The following is a 21,270-nucleotide window of genomic DNA, read 5'->3' on the forward strand; positions in this document are numbered from 1 at the left end:
TTGTTTTTATCTATCCATATTTATTGTTCCGTCGAATACTTTTGTGGCAGGACCGGTCATCAGAATCTGGTCGTTTTGCGGTTCGTATTCGATGGTGAGTGTGCCTCCATCCATGATGATGTCGGTCTTGCCTTTGCCACGTCTGGTGAAAGCAGCGGCTACGGCCGTAGCGCACGCTCCTGTTCCACAGGCCTGTGTAATACCTGAGCCTCGTTCCCATACACGCATCCGGACATTCCCGTCGGGTAAGACCTGGGCGAATTCCACGTTGACGCGGTTCGGGAATAGCGGGTGATGTTCCATGGCCGGACCTTCGGAAAGCAAGTCAATAGCAGAAACGTCATGGGTGAAAATCACCAGATGCGGGTTGCCCATGTTTACGGCTGTACCTTCACGGAAAAGATAGCCGTTTCCTAAATCCACGGTACGAATGTCGCACGGAGCCCCCATGTCTACGGTTACCGAATCCACATTCTCGCCTTGTAAATGTAAATATAAGGTTTTTATTCCGGAGAGGGTTTCCAAGGCGATTTCTTTTTTATCGGTAAGTCCGTATTCATACACGTACTTGCCGACGCAGCGGCTAGCATTGCCGCACATCATGGCTTCTGAACCGTCTGCGTTGAAGATGCGCATGCTGAAATCTCCTGTTTCGGAAGGCCCTATCAGGACAAGCCCGTCGCTTCCGATGCCGGTATGTGGTTTGCTCCATTCCTTTGCCAATGCCTCGGGATGCGAGACGGGGTACTTCAGGGTATTGACGTAGATGTAGTCATTGCCAGCCCCCTGCATTTTGGTAAATTCTATTTTCATATTTTCGTTTTCCTGTAGGCATCTTCATGTATTCCGTTTACGGCTCGCCCGCTCGGTTCGTTTTGTCCTTTGAACGAGGTGTCCCAAGCCAAGGCTTCGGCTGTGGAGCAGGCCACACTCGGTACGCTCGGTACGCTTCGGGCTGCGCTGTCGCTCGGGAAATATTCTTCGAAGATGCTACGGTAATAGTATTCTTCTTTGTTCATGGGCGGGTTGATGGGAAACCGTTCCGAGGCATGTGCCATCTGTTCGTCGCTGACGGCCTGTGATGTGATATCCTTCAATGTGTCAATCCAACTGTATCCCACGCCGTCGCTGAATTGTTCTTTCTGCCGCCAGACCACGCTTTCGGGTAAGAGATTGGCGAAAGCATCGCGTACGATTTTCTTTTCAATCGTCTTGCCCGGGCACATTTTGACTGCCGGGTTGAGGCGCATGGCCACGTCGAGAAATTCCTTGTCGAGGAAAGGAACGCGCCCTTCCACGCCCCATGCTGAGAGGGATTTGTTGGCTCGCAGGCAGTCGTAAAGGTACAGTTTGGAGAGCTTGCGCACCGTTTCTTCGTGAAAGGCCTGGGCATCCGGTGCTTTGTGGAAATAGAGGTAACCGCCGAACACTTCATCTGCGCCTTCACCGCTCAATACCATCTTGATGCCCATGCTCTTGATGACGCGGGCAAGCAGGTACATCGGGGTGGAGGCGCGCACGGTGGTCACGTCGTAGGTCTCGATGTAGTAGATGACATCACGCACGGCATCCAATCCCTCTTGGATGGTATAGTTGATTTCGTGGTGTACGGTACCGATGTAGTTGGCAACTTCCTTGGCCTTGGCCAAGTCCGGGGCGCCTTTCAGTCCCACGGCGAAGCTGTGGAGTTGCGGCCACCACGCCGTGGATTGCCCGTCGGTCTCGATGCGGCGTGCCGCAAACTTCCGCACTATGGCCGAAATGACGGAACTGTCCAATCCGCCGGAGAGCAGCACGCCATAGGGAACGTCGCTCATCAGTTGGCGGCGTACGGCAGCTTCCAAGGCATCACGTACGGCTTCTACTTGTATGGGATAGCTGTTTCCACAGTCCGTGACTTTAGTAGCGTTACAGGCGTCATGGGTATAATTGTCCTTCACGTTCGAGTAGTCCATCCAATCACGGGTGTACCAACGCGTCATCTTCCCTTCCTTGCCACAGTAATAATGTCCCGGCAAGAACGGCTCGTATTCGTCGCAGAAACCTTCAAGTGCTTTCAGTTCGCTGGCCAGATATAGGATGCCGTCCTTGTCATGTCCTATATATAAAGGTATGACTCCGATGGGGTCGCGGGCTATCAGGAAGTCGTCCTGTTCTTCGTCATAAAGGGCGAAGGCAAAAATTCCATTCAGGTCTTCTAAGAAATGGATGCCTTTGTCCCGGTAGAGCGCGAGGATGACCTCGCAGTCGCTGCCCGTTTGGAAGTCGTATCGTCCGGTATACTGTTCACGGATTTGGCGGTGGTTGTAGATTTCCCCGTTGACGGCCAGTATTTGTTTACGGTCGGGCGAGAAAAGAGGCTGCCCGCCGCTTTGCGGATCAACGATGGAAAGGCGTTCGTGGCATAAGATGGCTGTCTTGCCACAATAAATGCCACTCCAATCCGGCCCGCGGTGCCGGATTTTCTTAGACATGGACAAAGCCTTTTTTCGTAATTCAGGCGTTTGTTGTTTGAGGTTGAAAAGGGCTGTTATTCCACACATGGCGTTAAAGCTTTTGTTAAGTAAGCGTTGATGTCTTGGGCCGCTTTGCGTCCTCCTGCGATGCAGCGGACTACGAGGCTAGCACCGGTGGCCGCGTCTCCGGCCACGAAAACATTGCTTGCGAATGCCGGCTGTTGGGGCTTGAGGAATCCCATGGCCAACAGCACGAGGTCAGCCTTGAGAGTTTCCTTTTTCCCAGTAGGGCGCATGACGGGACGGCCTCCGTCCGGATTGGGAACCCACTCCACTTCTTCCACTTCCACACCGCAAACCCGGCCGTCTTTCGTGCCGATGAAACGGTTGGAGGTCAGGTACCACTGGCGTGTGCATCCTTCTTCGTGGCTGGAACTGGTCTTTAAGATTACGGGCCATTGCGGCCATGGGGTGGTTGGGTTATGCCCTACCGGAGGTTTCGGCATGATTTCTATTTGCGTGACGTTGGTCGCACCCTGTCGGTTGCTCGTGCCGATGCAGTCGCTTCCCGTATCGCCGCCACCGATGACGACCACATGTTTGCCTTTGGCGTTTATGCGTTCTTCCTTGCCGAAGGTCTGTCCGCCCAAAATCCGGTTTTGTTGGGCTAGCATTTCCAATGCGAAGTGTATGCCTTTGAGGTTACGCCCCGGGATGTCGAGGTCGCGTGCCTGTGGTGTTCCCGTGCAAATACAGTAAGCATCGAAACCTTCGGGCAGGTGTTTCATGTCTACGGGTGAGTTTGTCTTGAAGATGACGCCTTCAGCTTTCATGATTTCTATTCTCCTGTCTATGATGGCCTTGTTGAGTTTAAAGTTCGGAATCCCGAAGCGTAATAATCCGCCCACGCTTTCATCCTTTTCAAATACCGTTACTTCATACCCCATGCGGTTCAGTTGGTTGGCGGCAGCCATGCCTGCCGGGCCGGAACCTACGACGGCCACTTTCTTCCCGTTTCGTGGGTAGGTCTTCGGTTTGACATAGCCTTCGCGGAAAGCTGCTTCGATGATGGCCGCCTCATCCTCACGGATGGTGACCGGGGCATCGATGGCCAGTTTCAGCACGCAGCTTTTCTCGCAGAGCGCAGGGCAGATGCGTCCGGTGAATTCCGGAAAATCGTTGGTTTGGGACAGGATTTCGTATGCTTCTTCCCATTTGCCTTTGTAAAGCGCATCTTGGAACTCGGGCGGACGGTTACCTAAGGGACATGCCCAGTGGCAGAAAGGCACTCCGCAATCCATGCAACGTGAGGCTTGCAGTTTGCGGTCACTGGTGTTCAGGGTCTGTTCCACTTCTCCGAAGTCGTTGATGCGGTCGTGCACCGGGCGGTAGCCGGCTTCCTGCCGCGATATGGTGAGGAATGCTTTAGGGTTTCCCATTTTTTTCTTTATTTTTTGTCGTTTGTCGATTCTGTTAGTAATCCCGTTGTACGTCTGCTATTTTTTGTTGCAGTTTGCGCATTTGCTCTTCTGCCAGTACGCGCTTGTATTCGATGGGTGTGACTTGTATGAACTCGTCTACGTAGTGATTCCAGTCGTCCAACATGGTGAGGGCCAGGCTCGAACCGGTGTAGAGGTAGTGTTGGCGGACAAGTTCATGCAGCTCTTTGCGTGAGGTGGAGTTTTCCAAAAGCGAAAGTTCCACCATTTCCATGTTGCAGAAGTAGTCGAACGTATGGCTTTTGTCCCAAACGTATGCCACGCCCCCGCTCATGCCGGCAGCGAAATTGCGTCCGGTTTCGCCTAACACGACCACGCGCCCCCCTGTCATGTATTCGCAGCAGTGGTCTCCCACACCTTCCACGACGGCGATGGCTCCGGAGTTGCGTACGGCAAAACGTTCGCCGGCCCGGCCGTTGATGTAGACCTCGCCGCTCGTGGCACCATATAGCAGCGTGTTGCCCGCAATAGTGTTCTTTTCCGCATCGAAGTTGGAACGCACGGGAGGACAGACGGAAATCAGTCCGCCGCTCAACCCTTTGCCCAAGTAATCGTTTGCCTCGCCTTCCAGTTTGAAGCAGATGCCGTGGGCTAGGAACGCCCCGAAGCTTTGTCCGGCTGAACCTTTGAATTTCACGTTGATGGTTTGTTCGGGAAGCCCTTCGTTGCCATACCGTGTGGCTACGGCACCTGACAGCATGGCTCCTACGGAGCGGTCGGTGTTGGCGATGGCGTATTCCAGGGATACTTCCTTGCCATGTTCGAGGGCTTCTGTGGCTGAGGCTATGATTTCCACGTCTTTCACGTGGCTGATTTCATGCTTTTGTTCGCATACGTGATGGATGGCCGTATTGCTTTCCACCTTGTGTAATAGTCGGCTGAAGTCCAACAGCCCAATTTTTGTCTCTTTTTCCACAGGCTTAATTTCGATGAGGTCAGTGCGCCCCACGATGTCTTCCAGTCGTGTGAATCCCATTTCTGCCAAGTATTCGCGTACTTCTTCGGCCAAAAAGCGGAAATAATTCACCACATATTTATAGTGTCCTCGGAAATGGCTGCGCAATACCGGGTCTTGGGTGGCGACCCCGACTGGGCAGGCGTTGGTGTGGCATTTGCGCATCATGACGCATCCTAATACGATAAGCACGGTCGTGCCGAAGCCGAATTCTTCGGCCCCGAGGAGGGCCATGCCGATGATGTCGCGCCCTGTTTTGAGTTGTCCGTCGGTTTGCAGGCGTACTTGTCCGCGCAGTCCGTTGAGTACCAAAGTCTGTTGGGTCTCACTAAGACCGATTTCCGGAGAGATGCCCGCATAACGCATGGATGACGCAGGCGAAGCACCCGTTCCACCTTCCGCGCCCGAGATGACAATCAGGTCGGCCTTGGCCTTGGCCACTCCGGCGGCTATCGTGCCGACCCCACTTTCGGCTACCAGTTTTACGCTGATTCGAGCTTGTGGGTTGACATTCTTCAGGTCGAAAATCAGTTGTGCCAAATCTTCGATGGAGTAGATGTCGTGGTGGGGCGGGGGAGAAATCAGGGATATGCCCGGAATGGAGTGGCGCGTTTTGGCAATCACCTCATCCACTTTGAAACCCGGAAGTTGGCCACCTTCCCCCGGTTTGGCACCTTGTGCTACTTTGATTTGTATCTCTTCGGCATTGGCGAGGTATTCGGTCGTGACACCGAAACGTCCGGATGCCACCTGCTTGGTCTTGCTGCAAAGAGGGATGCCTTCGTATGTCTCATGGAAACGGGCGTTGTCTTCCCCGCCTTCTCCCGTATTGCTTCGGGTGCCAAGCTCGTTCATGGCCAATGCCAGGGCTTCGTGGGCTTCCTTGCTGATGGCACCGAACGACATGGCACCGGTGACGAAATGCTTGACGATGTCCTCCACGGGTTCTACCTTGTTGATGTCGACGGGGTTACGTTTGAACCCGAAGAAATCACGCAGGAATATCGGCTGTTTTTTCCCGTCCACCATCTTCGTGAATTCCTTGAATTTCTTGTAACTGCCAAGGCGCGTGGCGATTTGCAGGGCTGATATGGTTTCAGGATTCCAGGCATGTTGCTCGCCATCTTTGCGGAAAGAGAACAGTCCGGTATGGGGCAAGAGGTGTCCGGGTTCTGTGAGCCGGAAACCGGCATCGTGGAAAATGGTATAGTCTTTTGCGATTTCCTCCAACCGTATGCCACCGATGGTAGAGGCCGGCGTGCCGAAATAGGTTTTCAGTAATTCCTCACTGAGTCCGACAGCTTCGAATATTTTGGCACCTCGGTAAGAACGTATCGTGCTGATGCCCATCTTGCTCATCACCTTGTACAATCCTTTGCAGATAGCCTTGATGTAGTTTTTCTCTGCTGTTTCGTAATTCATCTGTATTTCGTGTCGCTTGACCAAATCGTCTAATACGGCAAAAGCTATATAGGGATTGATGGCACTTGCCCCGTAACCCAACAGCAGGGCCGCGTGCATGACCTCACGGATTTCACCGCTTTCGATAATCAGTGCGGTCTGCACACGTTTTTGTACGGAAATCAAATGGTGGTGTACGGCACTTACGGCCAACAGCGAGGGGATGGCTGCGTGTCCGGCATCCACTCCGCGGTCGGACAGGATAATGTAGTTCACTCCTTCGTCGACGGACGCTTCCGCTTGCTTGCATAAGGTGGACAAGGCTTCTTGCAAGGCAGCCTTCCCTCCGTGCACGTCGAACAGGATGGGGAGCTTCACGGTGTTGAACCCCTTGTAACGTATGTTGCACAGGATATCCAACTGGGTGTTGGTCAATACAGGATGAGGCAAGCGTACCATTTTGCAGTGTGCCTCGCTCGGCAACAGGATGTTCATACCCACGGCACCGATGTACTCGCTCAGCGACATGACCAGTTCCTCGCGGATCGGGTCGATGGGAGGGTTGGTCACTTGGGCAAACTGTTGGCGGAAATAGTTGAACAGCAGTTGAGGCTTGTCGGAGAGCACGGCCAACGGGGTGTCGTTCCCCATGGAAGCGGTCGGCTCCGCTCCGTTCGTTGCCATCGGGATGAGCGTGCGTTCGATATCTTCGCGCGTATAGCCGAAGTTACGCAGCTTGCGACTGTAGTCCTCCACATTGTTTTCAACTTTCCGCCCACTTCGCAGCGTGTCCAGTTCTATACGGTTCGTGGAGAGCCATTGCTGATAGGGCTTAGCAGCAGCCAACTGGACTTTCAGTTCCCCGTCATAGTATATTTTTCCCTCTTGGGTGTCCACCAAGAGTATTTTGCCCGGTTGCAACCGTCCTTTTTCCTTGATGTCCCCCGGCTCGAAGTGGATGGTGCCTGCCTCGCTGGCCACGACCATCATGTCGTTCCGCGTTATCAGGTAACGGGCAGGGCGCAGGCCGTTGCGGTCGAGCATGCCTCCGGCATAGCGTCCGTCACTGAAGAGCAGGGCGGCCGGGCCGTCCCACGGTTCCATCAGGATGGAGTGGTACTCATAGAAAGCCTTCAGGTCTTCGCTGATAGGGTTCTTGTCGTTGAAGGATTCCGGCACCAACATGGCCATGGCGTGGGGCAGGCTCAGGCCGGACATGACGAAGAATTCCAACACGTTGTCCAACGAGGCACTGTCGCTCATGCCGGGTTGGATGATGGGCCTGATTTGTTTCACGTTGCCAAGCGTGGGTGTGGAGAGCACGCTTTCCCGTGCCTCCATCCAAGCTCGGTTGCCCCGTATGGTGTTGATTTCACCGTTATGCGCCAACAGGCGGAAAGGCTGCGCCAGGCTCCAGGTCGGGAAGGTATTGGTGCTGAATCGGGAATGCACGACGGCCAACCCACTGGTGAAGTACGGTTGGGTCAGGTCGGGGAAGTATTCCCTCACTTGTACGGACGACAGCATTCCTTTGTACACGATATTCTTGCTCGACAGGGATACGATATAGAAATCTTTGTGATGTATGCGGTTCTCAATCCTCTTCCTTATTATATATAGGGTGCGTTCCAAGTTCTCCGTATCAGTGGAACCGGTGATGAATACTTGCTTGATGCTTGGTTCCGTGCCCAATGCGTCTTTTCCAAGGATAGACGAATTGACCGGCACGTTGCGCAAGTGCATCAGGTTCAAGCCTTCCCGTTCTATCTCCTCAATCATGATGCTTAGCATGTGGGATTGCTCCTGCCCGTCCTTGGGCAGGAAGACAAGCCCTGTGCCGTATTTTCCTTTTTCCGGGACGGGGATGCCTTGCAGGAGGATGAATTCATGGGGGATTTGGAGCATGATGCCTGCCCCGTCGCCCGTCTTGTTGTCGGCGCCTTCCGCCCCCCTGTGCTTCATGTTTTCCAACACTTTAAGGGCAGAATCCACTAATTCATGGGATTTGTTGCCGTGTATGTCCACAATCATACCTACTCCGCATGCGTCATGTTCGTTCGAGGCGTCGTACAATCCACTTGCCTTGTGGATGTGCTTCTTTGCATCTTTAATGCCGTTATATTTGATAAAAGGATTTTGTTTTTCTTGTTTCATAATCTATATGCGATATTATTTTGTTGTATCGTGACGTTTTGTTTTGCAAAAGTACTAATTGATTGCCAAAATGCAATGGGGCGTAATCCGGTTTTTCTTGAGAAAAAGAAAAGATATTTTTCAAAACTGATGATTCGGATAAAATTTATGCAAAATAGTTACGAATAGGTATGAAAATGGTTGTTTTGTTTTTTAGATTACAACCTTGCTGTTGTCCTTATAAAAATACAATGGATTTGGTGAGGTTGGCTCCTTTTCAAACTGCTGAAAGAGAAAGGTAGAAAAAGGAACATGTGGGAAAAAATATCCCGCCTCAAAACCGAGGCGGGATACCAACACAAAAACTAAACTAAACTAAACTTTTAACTAAGCTATCTTAAAGTTTCACAACTTTATATCCTTTACGTTTCAAAGATAGTTATTCCTTCGGCCGCATCCAAATAGAATCTGCGAAATAACTGCTTTTTTCTACGAATCCGGATATTTTTCTCCGTTGCAATTATAAATGCGTGGTTTTGTTGAGCAGGTAATAATCCAGAATCGTCATGGCCGCCATAGCTTCTACCACAGGTACCGCACGAGGAAGTACGCAGGCATCGTGCCGTCCGCGAGCTTTTATGATCGTCGGGGTTCCGTCCAGTGTTACGGTTTCCTGTTCCATCAGGATGGTAGCGACTGGCTTGAAAGCCACCCTGAAATAGATGTCTTGTCCGTTGCTGATTCCGCCTTGTATGCCTCCGCTATTGTTGGTGCGTGTTCCGATGGTTCCATTTTTTGCTATGAAGACATCATTTTGTTCACTTCCCCGTTGGCTTACTCCGGCAAACCCTCGTCCGTATTCGAATCCTTTTACGGCGTTGATGCCCAACATGGCACCTCCCAATGCAGCATGGAGTTTGCTGAAAGCCGGTTCACCCAACCCTATGGGGCAATGGCGGATTACTCCCGTGATGATACCTCCGATTGTATCTCCTTTTGCTTTGACTTCCGAAATGAGGCTTTCCATGGCAGCGGCTTTTTCCGTATCCGGGCAACGTACATCGTTCGTTTCGATTTGTGCCGGGTCGTAATGCGTATAATCGTGTTCCAAAGCTATGTTACCCACTTGTGAGGTATAGGCATAGATTTCCACTCCGATTTGTTTGAGAGCCAGTTTTGCCAAGGCACCGCCCACGCAACGTGCTATGGTTTCACGTGCCGAAGAACGTCCTCCACCCGTATGGTCACGCAAGCCGTATTTTTGAGTGTAGGTGAAATCGGCATGTGATGGTCGGTACAGGTTGCGTATGTTGTCGTAATCATTGGAATGTTGGTTGGTGTTGCGTACCAGGAAGCCGATAGGGCACCCGGTAGATTTGCCTTCGAACACTCCGGACAGCAGTTCCACCTTGTCCGCTTCTTTGCGGGGAGTCGTGATTCTGCTTTGTCCCGGCCGACGACGGTCCAGTTCGCGTTGTATGAAGTTCTGGTCGATGTCGATACTGGCCGGAAATCCGTCGATGATTCCGCCTATTCCAGGCCCGTGGCTCTCCCCGAAAGTCGTCAGCCGGAATATGTTACCGAATGTATTGCTCATGTCTCACCCTTCCGATATAAAATATACAGATGCCGTTTTTTAATGGCAATGTCCGCATCCGCAACTCTCTTCGTGATGGTGCCCGTCACAGCCGCAATCGTCTCCGCAACCTCCACCACAACTGTCGCATCCGCATCCGCAACCTCCTTCGCCGCTCAGCATGTTGAGCATGCCTTGTATTTCGTCTTTTGTCGCATCGCGGTTTTCAGTGACTTCACCGATGAAGTTCAATGCTTTTCCGGCTAAGGGATGATTCAGGTCTACGGTTACGGTATCTTCTTTCACGTCTGTGATTGTTCCGTTAAAACGTGCTCCGTCTGCATTCATCAAGGGTACCACGCTTCCCGGATAAATATGCTCTTTGTCAAAATGTCCGTTTATTTTGAATACATCTTTGTTCAGTTCCAGTACGCGTTCCTGTTCATACTCACCGTAAGCTTCTTCTACGGACAGTGTGAAATTGAATTTCTCTCCTTTCTGTAACGGTTTGATTTGTGCTTCAAAAGCATCTAAAGTTGTGCCCATATCCGAAATAAACTGGAAAGGGTGCTCAATAGGAGCTTTTTCCACTAATTCTTTTTTCCCGTCGAAATCCGTATAGAGTTCGTATGCGACGGTGATGTACTTGTTGGGTGTCGTATCCATATATATCCTATTATTAATGATAAAGAGTTGCAAAGTTACAGGAAATAAATGACAAACAAAAGCGGATGGCTTGTTTTGATGGTTTTAAAGCCCTATTTCGTTTCTCTTTCTATCTGATATGTAGGGGGAGGTAGGGGTACTCGTTTCATTTTCAGGATAGGGAATGGGTTACCTTGCTCGTCTGTTTCCGTGCGTTCAAAAGTTTGGAACCCCAAATGGCGGTAGAAACCTTCTGCCTTGTGGTTTTGTTCGTTTACGTCCACATATCGCACGCCGAGTTTCTCGCAAGCCATGGTAAGCAGTAGCTTCCCGATACCTTTTCCGAAATATTCAGGTGAGATGAAAAGCATTTCGATTTTGTCTTTTTCTATGCCGATAAATCCTGTGGCTTCATTTTGCTCGTATGAAACAAAGAGGTTTTCTATGGATTCGAGACCGGCCTTTGCGTATGGTTTTAATGCTTGTATGTCCTTTTCTGTCAGGAAATGGTGGCTTTGCCGTACTGATGCTTCCCACAGCCGGGTCAGTGCCTCAATAGTCTCTGTGGTACGTATAGGAGTTGTAATGTGCATGTTTTGGATATTTTGTATGGACAAAGTTACGAATAAAATCCGCCATTCGCAATTGTTTTATTATCAGCTTATCTCTCTCTTCCTACATAAGAGTTTTCCCAAAAACATCCTTCATCTTTCAGGATGCATGCTAATTGATTCATTGTTTGTGCGTTATGGGCTGAAGGATGTTTCAGCTATCCTTCAGCCACGTTTCATTTCCTTTGGAAGAGAACGGAAAACCAATCTGCGGAGAATGAAAAATCGTTTGGCTTAGATTGAAAAATCGTTTGGCGCAGAACGTTTGACGGCTTTCTGCCATGAAAGGGAACTGAAAGATGAAATTTTACCGTTCAGTTTCTAATGTGTTGTATGATAGATATTTAACATACATCCTGAAGGATGAAGGATGTTTTTGGAAATTCCCTTGGGTGTATTTTAGTTAGTGATTACCCAATCTTTCAGGGTATGCCTTTCCATGTCGAAGTTGATGCCGACCTTCACCACGGGCAAGCCGCACAGGACGAAGCGTTCGGGATAGTTCTTCAGGTCAATCTGTTGCATGGCGGCTGTGGCCGACTGGTTCAGTTTCAGTTCCACGACGTAGAGCGTGGTGGCCGTGCGCATCACCATGTCCACCCGTCCGCTCAGGGTACGTACTTCCGCGTCCACATACGTGCCGAGGAGGCTGAAGATGACGTAAAGCATCTGTTGGTAATGGCCTTCGTAGTCCGTGCGGTCGCAATAAGGAACGGTGGAAAGGAATGTCTGCAACAATCGCAACGCGTCGTCCAACCGCTCTTCATAAATGGCCTCATAGAGCAAGGCCACGGTAGTCAAACCGTCCGTCGTACGGCGGTCCAAATAACCGGGCAAAAGGCTCTTCATCAGTCCGAGGCGCACCTCCTTGTTGGGGATGTCCAACGTGTAGAGCTGTGTGATGGGGGAATATCCCTTGATGGTGACGTAACCGCTTTGGTAGAGCAACGGGGCGATGTCCGTCATGCGTTCCGTGGGGGCATCGAAAGACTCCGCCATGGCTTTCCGTCCTCCGATTTGTTGGGGCTGCACATTGTACTTTTTCAGCATCTCGATGAGGTAAGTGGGCGTGTCGCTGCCGAACCAATAGGAATCCAACCGCCCGTCGGCGAAAGCGTTCAACAGGCTGAAAGGGTTGTAGATGTCAGGCGAGGGCCACGCGAAATGGTAGCCGTCGTAATTGTACTTGAGTTTCTGTACAGCCTCTTCACGGCTCACACCCAACCGTCCGGCCAAAATGTCCAAATCTTCATCCATCTGGGTAGCCATCTCCTCCTCCGTAATGCCGCAGATGGCGGCGTATTCCGGCAGCATGCTGATATTTTTAATATTGTTCAGTTCACTGAAGATGCTCAGTTGCGAGAACTTGGTGATGCCCGTCAGGAACACGAAGCGCAGGTAGGGGTCGCAGGCTTTGAGCGGACTATAGAAATTACGCATGATGTTACGGAGGACGGGCAGGTCTTTTTCTTCATGCACCACGTCGAGCAGGGGCGCGTCGTATTCGTCGATGAGCACCACCACTTGGCGGCCCGTCTGTTCGTAGGCACGGCGGATAACACCTTGTAGGCGTTGGTTCACATTTTCCTCACCTTCGCCACGGCCATATACGTTTTCGTATTCAATCAGTTTCAGGTTCAGTTCGCTTTCCAAGCGCTCCTTGTCCACATGCTTGGCCGTGCTCATGTCGAAATGCAGGACGGGGTATTTCGTCCATTCCGTTTCCAACTTTTCCACGGCCAATTCTTTGAACTGCTCCTTCCGGCCTTCGAAATAGGCTTCCAAGGTGCTGGTCAGCAAAGACTTACCGAAACGGCGCGGACGGCTCAGGAACATGTAATTCGAAGATGAGTGCGCCATTTGGTAGACATATTGGGTCTTGTCTATATACAAATAGTTGCCGTTCCTTATTTTCTCGAACGTTTGTATTCCTATGGGGTAAAGTCTTCCGCCCTGTTGCATGATTTGTTCCTCCACCTTAATTTATATATTTACAAATATAGCGAAAAAGTTTATATGCCATTTCCGTTTCTCGTGGAAAATAGCATAAATCTTTCAGAGGAGTTGGAAGTATTCCGGTTCTACTTCCACAGAAGAAGCCAACAAGGTTGGTCGTTTAACCAACGACCTCTTGGTCTTTGAACCTCTTGTGGTTATCAGTCCATCTTCACAATCATTAAGTTGTCCACCGATAATGCGTATCCGTCGGTTGTACATCTCCGGGGTGATTTCGTCCGGACGGTAATAATGGGGCAATTCGACAGGTTCCACGGCCCAAATAAAGCGTCCATGCCTTCCTTGGATGGTTATACCATCGGGGGGCGGACTCTCTTTTCTTGTCTTTCGACATCAGGTGTGCAGGATATTTGGCATTGTAACGTGTCAAGTCGCGCATTAATCGGTTTTGCTTTTAATTTGTGTTGTATGAGGCGTTAGTGAAGAGGTGTGCGTATATGAGACTGCAACGTGATATATTTCCATCCATTTTTTGACTACAAATGTCGTTTCGATAGCAGGATGACAGTTTAAAATAAAACAACGTATATTTGTATCGATTTTCTTTGGTGTGACCTGATTTGGTAACTGTTGTTTATGAATATCTCACTTTTATACCCCAAACTTTTGTCTAATAGGAAAAAAGGGACTAAATTTGCAGCTATAAAGAAAAAGTATAAAAACGCTATAAAGATGAAACATAAGTTGCGCAGTGCGCAGAGCACAGAAGGACGCCGTATGGCGGGAGCCCGTGCATTGTGGGTGGCCAATGGGATGAAACGTGAACAGTTCGGGAAGCCGATCGTGGCTATCGTCAATTCTTTCACCCAGTTCGTGCCGGGGCATACCCATTTGCATGAAATCGGGCAGATGGTGAAGGCTGAAATCGAAAAGATGGGATGCTATGCTGCGGAATTCAATACGATAGCCATCGACGACGGTATCGCTATGGGGCACGACGGGATGCTGTATTCTCTGCCTTCGCGCGATATCATCGCCGACAGCGTGGAGTATATGGTCAACGCGCATAAGGCGGATGCCATGATTTGCATTTCGAATTGCGACAAGATCACGCCGGGCATGCTGATGGCTAGCATGCGCCTGAATATCCCTACGGTGTTTGTTTCCGGAGGACCGATGGAGGCACACAAAATCAACGGGGAGAACGCCGACTTGATTACGGCCATGATCAAAGGGGCAGACACGTCAGTGAGCGATGAGGAGATGGTGAAGATTGAGGCATGTGCTTGTCCGGGTTGCGGTAGTTGCTCGGGGATGTTTACAGCCAACTCCATGAACAGTCTGACGGAGGCTATCGGCCTTTCCCTCCCGGGGAACGGGACTATTTTGGCGACGCATGCCAACCGTATCCGTTTGTTTCAGGATGCGGCCAGATTAGTGGTAGAGAATGCGTTCAAATATTATGAGGAAGGAGATGAGGGCGTATTGCCGAAGAGCATCGCCACGCGTCAGGCTTTCCTGAACGCCATGACGTTGGATATTGCCATGGGCGGGTCGTCCAATACCGTGCTGCATCTGTTGGCCGTGGCCAACGAGGCCGGGGTGGACTTCAAGATGGCGGACATCGACGCACTGAGCCGTAGAGTGCCTTGCCTATGCAAGTTGGCTCCCAACACGCAGAAGTATTCCATCCAGGAATGTAACCGTGCGGGCGGCATCCTTAATATATTAGGTGAATTGGCAAAGGCCAGTTTGTTGGATACGTCGTGCCGCAGGGTGAACGGCCGTACTTTAGGCGAAGATATTGCGAAATATAGTATTACGTCCGGACAGGTGGACGATGAGGCGCGGCGCATTTACAGCAGTGCGCCGGGCGGGGTCTTCAGTAACAAGATGGGTTCGCAGTGCAAGGTGTACGATACGTTGGACACCGACCGTGCCACGGGATGCATCCGCGATGTGGAACATGCTTATAGCAAGGACGGCGGCTTGGCCGTGCTGTTCGGGAATATAGCCCAAGACGGTTGCGTGGTGAAGACGGCCGGAGTGGACGAAAGCATCTGGCATTTCAGCGGGCCGGCTAAAGTCTTCGATTCTCAGGAAGACGCTTGTGAAGGCATCCTGAACGGAAGTGTGGTGAGTGGCGACGTGGTGGTCATCACGCACGAAGGACCAAAGGGCGGACCGGGTATGCAGGAGATGCTTTATCCGACATCCTATCTGAAAAGCCGTCATTTGGGGAAAGAGTGTGCCCTGATTACCGACGGGCGTTTTTCCGGGGGCACTTCCGGTTTAAGTATCGGCCATATTTCGCCCGAAGCGGCAGCCGGTGGGAATATCGGTAAGATTGTGGACGGAGACATTATCGAAATAGACATCCCGAACCGGAGCATCAACGTCAAGTTGAGCGAAGCTGAATTGGCAGCCCGTCCGCAACGTCCGATGACGCGTAAGCGTGTCGTACCCAAATCGCTGAAAGCATACGCTTCAATGGTGAGTTCGGCCGACAAGGGTGGAGTTCGTATGGTAGATTAAAAACAGTTTTCAATATGGCAAAAGAAAAGATAACAGGCGCAGAGGCTTTGATGCGTTCGTTGGAGCACGAAGGGGTTACGACGCTTTTCGGCTATCCGGGAGGTGCCATCATGCCGGTATATGACGCCTTGTACGGATATAAGGATAAGTTGAACCATGTATTGGTACGGCATGAGCAAGGGGCTACCCATGCGGCACAAGGGTATGCCCGTGTGTCGGGTAAGGTCGGAGTGGCATTGGTGACCAGTGGACCGGGGGCGACGAACACCATTACCGGCATTGTGGATGCCATGATGGACAGTACGCCCATCGTGGTGATTGCCGGGCAGGTCGGTGCTTCTTTGTTGGGTTCCGATGCCTTTCAGGAATGCGACTTGGTAGGCGTGACGCAACCCATTAGCAAATGGGCCTATCAGATCCGCCGTCCGGAAGATGTGGCTTGGGCGGTAAGCCGTGCCTTTTATATTGCAAAGAGCGGCAGGCCGGGGCCGGTCGTGCTGGATTTTGCCAAGAATGCGCAGGTCGGCTTGGTGGACTACGAACCGCAGGGTACGGATTTCATTCGCAGTTATGTGCCTGTGCCCAAGACCGATCCGTGGGCGATACGTCAGGCGGCTGCATTGATAAACAACGCGAAACGTCCGTTTATCCTTGTCGGACAAGGGGTTGAGCTTGGCGGCGCGCAAGAAGAAGTCCGTCAGTTGATTGAACGGGCCGATATTCCTGCCGGTTGCACTTTGCTGGGCTTGTCTGCTTTGCCGTCCGACCATCCGTTGAATATGGGGATGTTGGGTATGCACGGAAGTCTGGCCAACAGCGTAAAGACACAGGAGTGTGACGTGCTGATAGCCGTGGGCATGCGTTTTGACGACCGTATAACTGGCAAATTAAGTACATACGCCCGTCAGGCCAAAAAGATACATTTTGAAATAGATCCCAGTGAAATCAACAAGAATGTACCGGTAGATGTAGCCGTGTTAGGGAATTGCAAACAGACGTTGGCCCAGGTACTCGAATTGGTGAAGCCTAACCGGCATACGGAGTGGATTGACAGTTTCGGGGAACATCACGAGAGAGAAAAGGAGGCAGTGGTAGAACCTGAAATCCATCCGGCAGACGGACCGATAAAGATGGGGGAGGTTGTACGTAAGGTAACGGAGATGACCGGTAATAAGGCTGTCTTGGTGACCGACGTGGGACAAAACCAGATGATGGCTGCCCGTTATTTCAAATTCTCGGAACAACGCAGCATCGTGACCTCCGGTGGTATGGGAACGATGGGATTCGGATTGCCGGCTGCCATCGGAGCCACATTCGGCGCTCCGGGACGTATGGTATGTCTCTTTTTAGGCGACGGAGGCATTCAGATGACGCTTCAGGAGTTGGGCACGATTATGGAACAACGTAGTCCGGTGAAAATCATATTGCTCAATAACAACTACCTGGGTAATGTGCGCCAGTGGCAGGAAATGTTCTTCGGGAAACGGTATTCTTTCACGCCGATGATGAATCCGGACTACAATATGATTGCTTCGGCTTACGGCATACCGAACCGTACGGTCGTGGAGCGTGAGGATTTGGCTGCGGCCATACGGGAGATGGTCGAGGCAGAAGGGCCTTACTTGTTGCAGGTGGCCGTGATTGAAGAAGGCCGTGTGTTGCCGATGTGTTGTCCGGGCAATGACGTGGACGACATGGTTTTGGATTATTAACGGGAGGATTTTTAGATGGAACAAGAGAAGAAATTCTATACCTTGATTGTTTTCTCCGAGAACTTTGCGGGGCTTTTGAATCAGGTGACTGCGGTTTTTACCCGCAGGCAGGTGAATATCGAAAGTCTGAATGTGTCGGCTTCCAGTATCAAGGGGGTACATAAGTATACCATTACTTGTTGGAGCACGGAGGAACAGGTGCAGATTATCACCAAGCAGATAGAGAAACGCATAGATGTGCTTCAGGCTCATTATTTCACGGACGACGAAATCTTCATCCAGGAAGTGGCGCTTTATAAACTGGCCACTCCCAAGGTGTTGGAGAATCCGGACATCTCAAAGGCCGTACGTCAGCACGGAGCGCAGATTGTGGAGGTGAACCCGACTTATACCGTGGTCAGCAAAAAGGGAATGACAGATGACATCATGTCGCTTTATTTCGCTTTGAACGAGTATAAGTGCGTATTGCAATACGTGCGTTCGGGGCGTATAGCCATTACAAAGAGTTGTACGGAATATCTGGACGAGTTTTTGGAAGAAAGGCGGCGTGCGTATGAGGAGCTTCAAAATAAAGAATAAATAAGGTAGGGATTCGAATGAAAGAGAATAAAGTCGGGACTTATTCGTTTGTGGCCGAACCTTTTCACGTGGATTTCACGGGAAAGCTTTTCATGGGGGTGTTGGGCAACCATTTGCTCAACTGTGCCGGATTCCATGCCACGGAGCGCGGTTTCGGTATGGCAGAACTGAATGAGAGCAACTACACGTGGGTGTTGTCACGTTTGGCCATTGAATTGGAAGACATGCCGTCCCAATATGAGGAGTTCTCTGTCGATACGTGGGTGGAGAACGTATACCGTTTGTTTACCGACCGTAACTTTTCCATTTACGGGGAGGACGGTAAGGTTTACGGTTATGCGCGTTCCGTGTGGGCCATGATCAATATGGATACCCGTAAACCGGCAGATTTGTTGTCGCTGCACGGCGGTGATATCGTAGACTATATAGAGACGGAAAAGGCTTGCCCGATAGAGAAGCCTGGCCGTATCAAGGTGAGCAGTTGTATGCCGGTACGTTCTATGGATGTGTATTATAGTGATATAGACATCAACGGGCATGTGAACAGTATTAAATATATTGAACATGTGTTGGACTTGTTTTCCAAGGAATGGTATGCCGGGCATGTGATACGCCGTTTTGAAATGGCCTACGTGGCTGAAAGCTATTCCGGTGACACGCTCAGCTTCTTCCGCGAGGAAAACGAAGACGGGACTTACGATGTTGAAGTCCGTAAAAACGTGGGAGGAGAGAATCCCGAGGGGGAAGTCGTGTGTCGAAGTAAACTTAAATTTGATAACAAATAGCAATTTATTGTAGGTGTATTAGAATAATTTTGTAACTTTGTCGTCGAGTTTAGTGCAAAAAAGGATTTTAATAAAGAACGCGGCTGTTTGTCGCACAAAACAGAAATAGAAAATGGCAGAATTGAATTTTGGCGGTGTCATCGAGACTGTGATGACCCGTGAGGAATTTCCATTGGAAAAGGCTCGTGAAATATTGAAGAACGAGACGATTGCAGTTTTAGGGTATGGTGTTCAAGGACCTGGTCAGGCTTGTAACTTGCGTGATAACGGTTTTAATGTAATTGTAGGCCAACGTCAGGGTAAGACATACGACAAGGCTGTGGCTGACGGTTGGGTGCCGGGGGAGACTTTGTTTTCTCTTGAAGAAGCTGCCGAAAAGGGTACGATAGTTTGTATGTTGCTTTCCGATGCGGCTCAGATGCAGTTGTGGCCGACCATCAAGCCTTATCTGACTCCGGGCAAGACCTTGTATTTCTCTCATGGTTTTGCGATTAACTGGAGTGACCGTACGGGTGTGGTACCTCCTAAAGATATTGATGTCATCATGGTGGCTCCCAAGGGTTCGGGTACTTCATTGCGCACGATGTTCCTCGAAGGCCGCGGCTTGAACTCTTCATACGCTATTTATCAGGATGCCAGTGGTAAGGCATTGGATAAAGTACTGGCTTTCGGTATCGGTATCGGTTCTGGTTATTTGTTCGAGACTACATTTAAGCGTGAGGCTACATCCGATTTGACCGGTGAGCGTGGTTCTTTGATGGGTGCTATCCAGGGCTTGTTATTGGCACAATATGAGGTATTGCGCGAGAACGGACATACTCCTTCCGAGGCTTTCAATGAAACGGTGGAAGAATTGACCCAATCCTTGATGCCGTTGTTTGCCAAGAATGGTATGGACTGGATGTATGCCAACTGTTCCACGACGGCGCAGCGTGGCGCATTGGATTGGATGGGCCCGTTCCACGATGCCATCAAGCCGGTGGTGCAGAAGTTGTACCAGAGCGTAGTGACCGGTAATGAGGCGCAAATCTCGATTGATTCCAACTCGAAGCCTGACTACCGCGTGAAGTTGGAAGCTGAATTGAAGGCTTTGCACGACAGCGAAATGTGGCGTACGGCAGAAACGGTGCGTAAATTGCGTCCGGAGAATAATTGATGAATTGAAAATTTAATAAGACCCAAAGGTGTCGGTTTATCTGACACCTTTGGGTCTTATATTTAGTAGCACCATGAAGAAAAAGCTGATATTGTTTTTGGGTGCTTTTGTATCCCTTACGGCTGAGGCACAAGAACCGTGTGTGATAACCGGACGTTTGTTCCATGTGGAAGATGGTGCTTGTATAGGACTGTATAGTACGGATGGAAGAGTGATGAGACAGATGGAGACGGACACGTTGGAAACCGGAAGGTTCTCGTTTACAGTTGATTCTTTGAATAGCCAAGTGGAGAATTTTGTACTGATGGGGCTAAGTGAGGGATTTCCGAGTACTTATCTTGATGTTTATGCGGCTGCCGGAGATACGGTTAGGATAGAAGGTTGCAATAAATTGTTGCGTACTTGGTCGGTTGCAAGCAAGATTCCGGAACAACAGTGGTATAACCGCTTTATTGATGCGTCGAGGACATTGATAGATGAACAACAGGAAGTCATGGTAAAGACGAGAGAACTGTGGGATAGAGTAGACGATCCGGATTTGTCAGAAGAGATGCTGAAAGCCTATCAAGACAGTATTAGAGAGAATTTGAATCCCATGGTAGATTCGCTTGAAATGCTCATTATCAGGAATGACATAGCCGTCATGGAACAGATGCCGGTAAATAAGGTGTGGATGCAGCAAATGAATGCACGGAGCGCATTTGTGAGTGTGGTGGATTCGTTTCCTTATACCGAAGATTTGAAACGATTGTATGAGCGTATTCCTCAGGATTGGCTTGGGACGGAAGCAGGAAAGAAGGTAACCGCACAGTTGTTTCCTCCTAAAGCCGTAGCAGTAGGCGATTGCGTGTACGACACGGACTTGTATGACTTGAAAGGGCAGGTATGCCATCTGTCGGATTTTGAAGGACGGTATTTGTTGCTCGACTTTTGGAGTGCAGGCTGTGGTCCTTGTCTGATGGCTTTTCCTGAGATGCGTGAGGTACAAGAGATGTGGAAAGACAGGCTTGTTGTAGTGAGTATCAGTTCTGACAGTGAAAAGGTTTGGAAAGAAGCATCCGAAAGAAAGGGTATTACATGGACCAACCTGAATGATATGCAAGGGACAGTGGGAATATACGCTCATTATGGTATCAAAGGCATTCCTCATTACGTGATTGTATCACCTGAAGGGCGGATTATGCATGTCTGGCGTGGCTATGGGACAGGAGTGCTGAAAAAGAAATTGGAAGAATGGGTGAAATAAAGTGAGACGGAACCTGACGTTCCGT

The 21,270-nt window shown here is 50.3% G+C and carries 15 protein-coding genes; 6 read left to right on the forward strand and 9 right to left on the reverse strand.

Going from position 1 to position 21,270, the window contains the following annotated elements:
* Window positions 1-6: 6 nt before the first annotated feature.
* The 9 genes from dapF to E0E47_RS16320 all read right to left on the reverse strand — a co-directional run bounded on the left by dapF (window position 7) and on the right by E0E47_RS16320 (window position 13,547).
* Window positions 7-813 carry a diaminopimelate epimerase gene (dapF, locus tag E0E47_RS16280; protein WP_130894197.1) on the reverse strand — a complete coding sequence of 269 codons (807 nt, stop codon included), beginning with the start codon at window positions 811-813 and terminating at the stop codon, window positions 7-9.
* On the reverse strand, window positions 810-2,543 hold the full coding sequence (gene asnB / locus E0E47_RS16285; protein ID WP_008628446.1) for an asparagine synthase B: 1,734 nt from the start codon (window positions 2,541-2,543) through the stop codon (window positions 810-812). The genes dapF and asnB overlap by 4 nt, the downstream gene beginning before the upstream one ends.
* A complete protein-coding gene (locus tag E0E47_RS16290) occupies window positions 2,531-3,895 on the reverse strand; it encodes a glutamate synthase subunit beta (protein ID WP_130894198.1) in 1,365 nt (454 codons plus the stop codon). Before E0E47_RS16290 ends, asnB begins: the two co-directional genes overlap by 13 nt.
* 34 nt (window positions 3,896-3,929) lie before the next feature.
* Complete coding sequence (gltB, locus tag E0E47_RS16295) at window positions 3,930-8,465, reverse strand: glutamate synthase large subunit (protein WP_130894199.1); 4,536 nt, start codon at window positions 8,463-8,465, stop codon at window positions 3,930-3,932.
* A 499-nt stretch (window positions 8,466-8,964) separates the two neighbouring features.
* Window positions 8,965-10,041: a chorismate synthase gene (gene aroC, locus E0E47_RS16300; protein ID WP_008628434.1), complete on the reverse strand. Its 1,077-nt coding sequence runs from the start codon at window positions 10,039-10,041 to the stop codon at window positions 8,965-8,967.
* 39 nt (window positions 10,042-10,080) lie between these two features.
* Window positions 10,081-10,686 carry an FKBP-type peptidyl-prolyl cis-trans isomerase gene (locus E0E47_RS16305; RefSeq protein WP_130894200.1) on the reverse strand — a complete coding sequence of 202 codons (606 nt, stop codon included), beginning with the start codon at window positions 10,684-10,686 and terminating at the stop codon, window positions 10,081-10,083.
* A 92-nt stretch (window positions 10,687-10,778) separates the two neighbouring features.
* On the reverse strand, window positions 10,779-11,258 hold the full coding sequence (locus E0E47_RS16310) for a GNAT family N-acetyltransferase (protein WP_008628430.1): 480 nt from the start codon (window positions 11,256-11,258) through the stop codon (window positions 10,779-10,781).
* A 417-nt stretch (window positions 11,259-11,675) separates the two neighbouring features.
* Entirely contained in the window at window positions 11,676-13,238 is a 1,563-nt protein-coding gene (locus E0E47_RS16315) for an ATP-binding protein (RefSeq protein WP_130894406.1), read from the reverse strand.
* Between the two features lie 93 nt (window positions 13,239-13,331).
* A complete protein-coding gene (locus E0E47_RS16320; protein WP_130894201.1) occupies window positions 13,332-13,547 on the reverse strand; it encodes a hypothetical protein in 216 nt (71 codons plus the stop codon).
* A 417-nt stretch (window positions 13,548-13,964) separates the two neighbouring features.
* Here E0E47_RS16320 and ilvD point away from each other — a divergent pair, with 417 nt between their 5' ends.
* The 6 genes from ilvD to E0E47_RS16350 all read left to right on the forward strand — a co-directional run bounded on the left by ilvD (window position 13,965) and on the right by E0E47_RS16350 (window position 21,245).
* Window positions 13,965-15,767 carry a dihydroxy-acid dehydratase gene (ilvD, locus tag E0E47_RS16325; protein ID WP_130894202.1) on the forward strand — a complete coding sequence of 601 codons (1,803 nt, stop codon included), beginning with the start codon at window positions 13,965-13,967 and terminating at the stop codon, window positions 15,765-15,767.
* A gap of 14 nt (window positions 15,768-15,781) precedes the next feature.
* Window positions 15,782-17,479 carry a biosynthetic-type acetolactate synthase large subunit gene (gene ilvB / locus E0E47_RS16330; protein WP_130894203.1) on the forward strand — a complete coding sequence of 566 codons (1,698 nt, stop codon included), beginning with the start codon at window positions 15,782-15,784 and terminating at the stop codon, window positions 17,477-17,479.
* A gap of 15 nt (window positions 17,480-17,494) precedes the next feature.
* Entirely contained in the window at window positions 17,495-18,058 is a 564-nt protein-coding gene (ilvN, locus tag E0E47_RS16335) for an acetolactate synthase small subunit (protein ID WP_008626986.1), read from the forward strand.
* A 17-nt stretch (window positions 18,059-18,075) separates the two neighbouring features.
* Window positions 18,076-18,843: an acyl-[acyl-carrier-protein] thioesterase gene (locus E0E47_RS16340; protein ID WP_130894204.1), complete on the forward strand. Its 768-nt coding sequence runs from the start codon at window positions 18,076-18,078 to the stop codon at window positions 18,841-18,843.
* A gap of 112 nt (window positions 18,844-18,955) precedes the next feature.
* The gene (gene ilvC, locus E0E47_RS16345; RefSeq protein ID WP_008619856.1) at window positions 18,956-19,999 is read left to right on the forward strand and encodes a ketol-acid reductoisomerase; all 1,044 of its coding nucleotides are present in this window, start codon (window positions 18,956-18,958) and stop codon (window positions 19,997-19,999) included.
* A 73-nt stretch (window positions 20,000-20,072) separates the two neighbouring features.
* Window positions 20,073-21,245 (forward strand): TlpA family protein disulfide reductase, encoded by a 1,173-nt coding sequence (locus E0E47_RS16350; RefSeq protein WP_130894205.1) that lies wholly within the window; start codon window positions 20,073-20,075, stop codon window positions 21,243-21,245.
* The last annotated feature ends 25 nt before the right edge of the window (window positions 21,246-21,270 follow it).

The sequence above is a fragment of the Paraprevotella xylaniphila YIT 11841 genome (assembly GCF_900683745.1).
Taxonomy (GTDB): Bacteria; Bacteroidota; Bacteroidia; order Bacteroidales; family Bacteroidaceae; genus Paraprevotella; species Paraprevotella xylaniphila.

Coding starts and splice junctions, on each gene's coding strand:
- ilvC (WP_008619856.1), top strand. CDS start 18,956: ATGGCAGAATTGAATTTTGGCGGTGTCATCGAGACTGTGATGACCCGT.
- dapF (WP_130894197.1), bottom strand. CDS start 813: ATGAAAATAGAATTTACCAAAATGCAGGGGGCTGGCAATGACTACATC.
- E0E47_RS16315 (WP_130894406.1), bottom strand. CDS start 13,238: ATGCAACAGGGCGGAAGACTTTACCCCATAGGAATACAAACGTTCGAG.
- ilvD (WP_130894202.1), top strand. CDS start 13,965: ATGAAACATAAGTTGCGCAGTGCGCAGAGCACAGAAGGACGCCGTATG.
- gltB (WP_130894199.1), bottom strand. CDS start 8,465: ATGAAACAAGAAAAACAAAATCCTTTTATCAAATATAACGGCATTAAA.
- E0E47_RS16340 (WP_130894204.1), top strand. CDS start 18,076: ATGAAAGAGAATAAAGTCGGGACTTATTCGTTTGTGGCCGAACCTTTT.
- E0E47_RS16350 (WP_130894205.1), top strand. CDS start 20,073: ATGAAGAAAAAGCTGATATTGTTTTTGGGTGCTTTTGTATCCCTTACG.
- ilvN (WP_008626986.1), top strand. CDS start 17,495: ATGGAACAAGAGAAGAAATTCTATACCTTGATTGTTTTCTCCGAGAAC.
- E0E47_RS16305 (WP_130894200.1), bottom strand. CDS start 10,686: ATGGATACGACACCCAACAAGTACATCACCGTCGCATACGAACTCTAT.
- aroC (WP_008628434.1), bottom strand. CDS start 10,041: ATGAGCAATACATTCGGTAACATATTCCGGCTGACGACTTTCGGGGAG.
- ilvB (WP_130894203.1), top strand. CDS start 15,782: ATGGCAAAAGAAAAGATAACAGGCGCAGAGGCTTTGATGCGTTCGTTG.
- E0E47_RS16290 (WP_130894198.1), bottom strand. CDS start 3,895: ATGGGAAACCCTAAAGCATTCCTCACCATATCGCGGCAGGAAGCCGGC.
- E0E47_RS16310 (WP_008628430.1), bottom strand. CDS start 11,258: ATGCACATTACAACTCCTATACGTACCACAGAGACTATTGAGGCACTG.
- asnB (WP_008628446.1), bottom strand. CDS start 2,543: ATGTGTGGAATAACAGCCCTTTTCAACCTCAAACAACAAACGCCTGAA.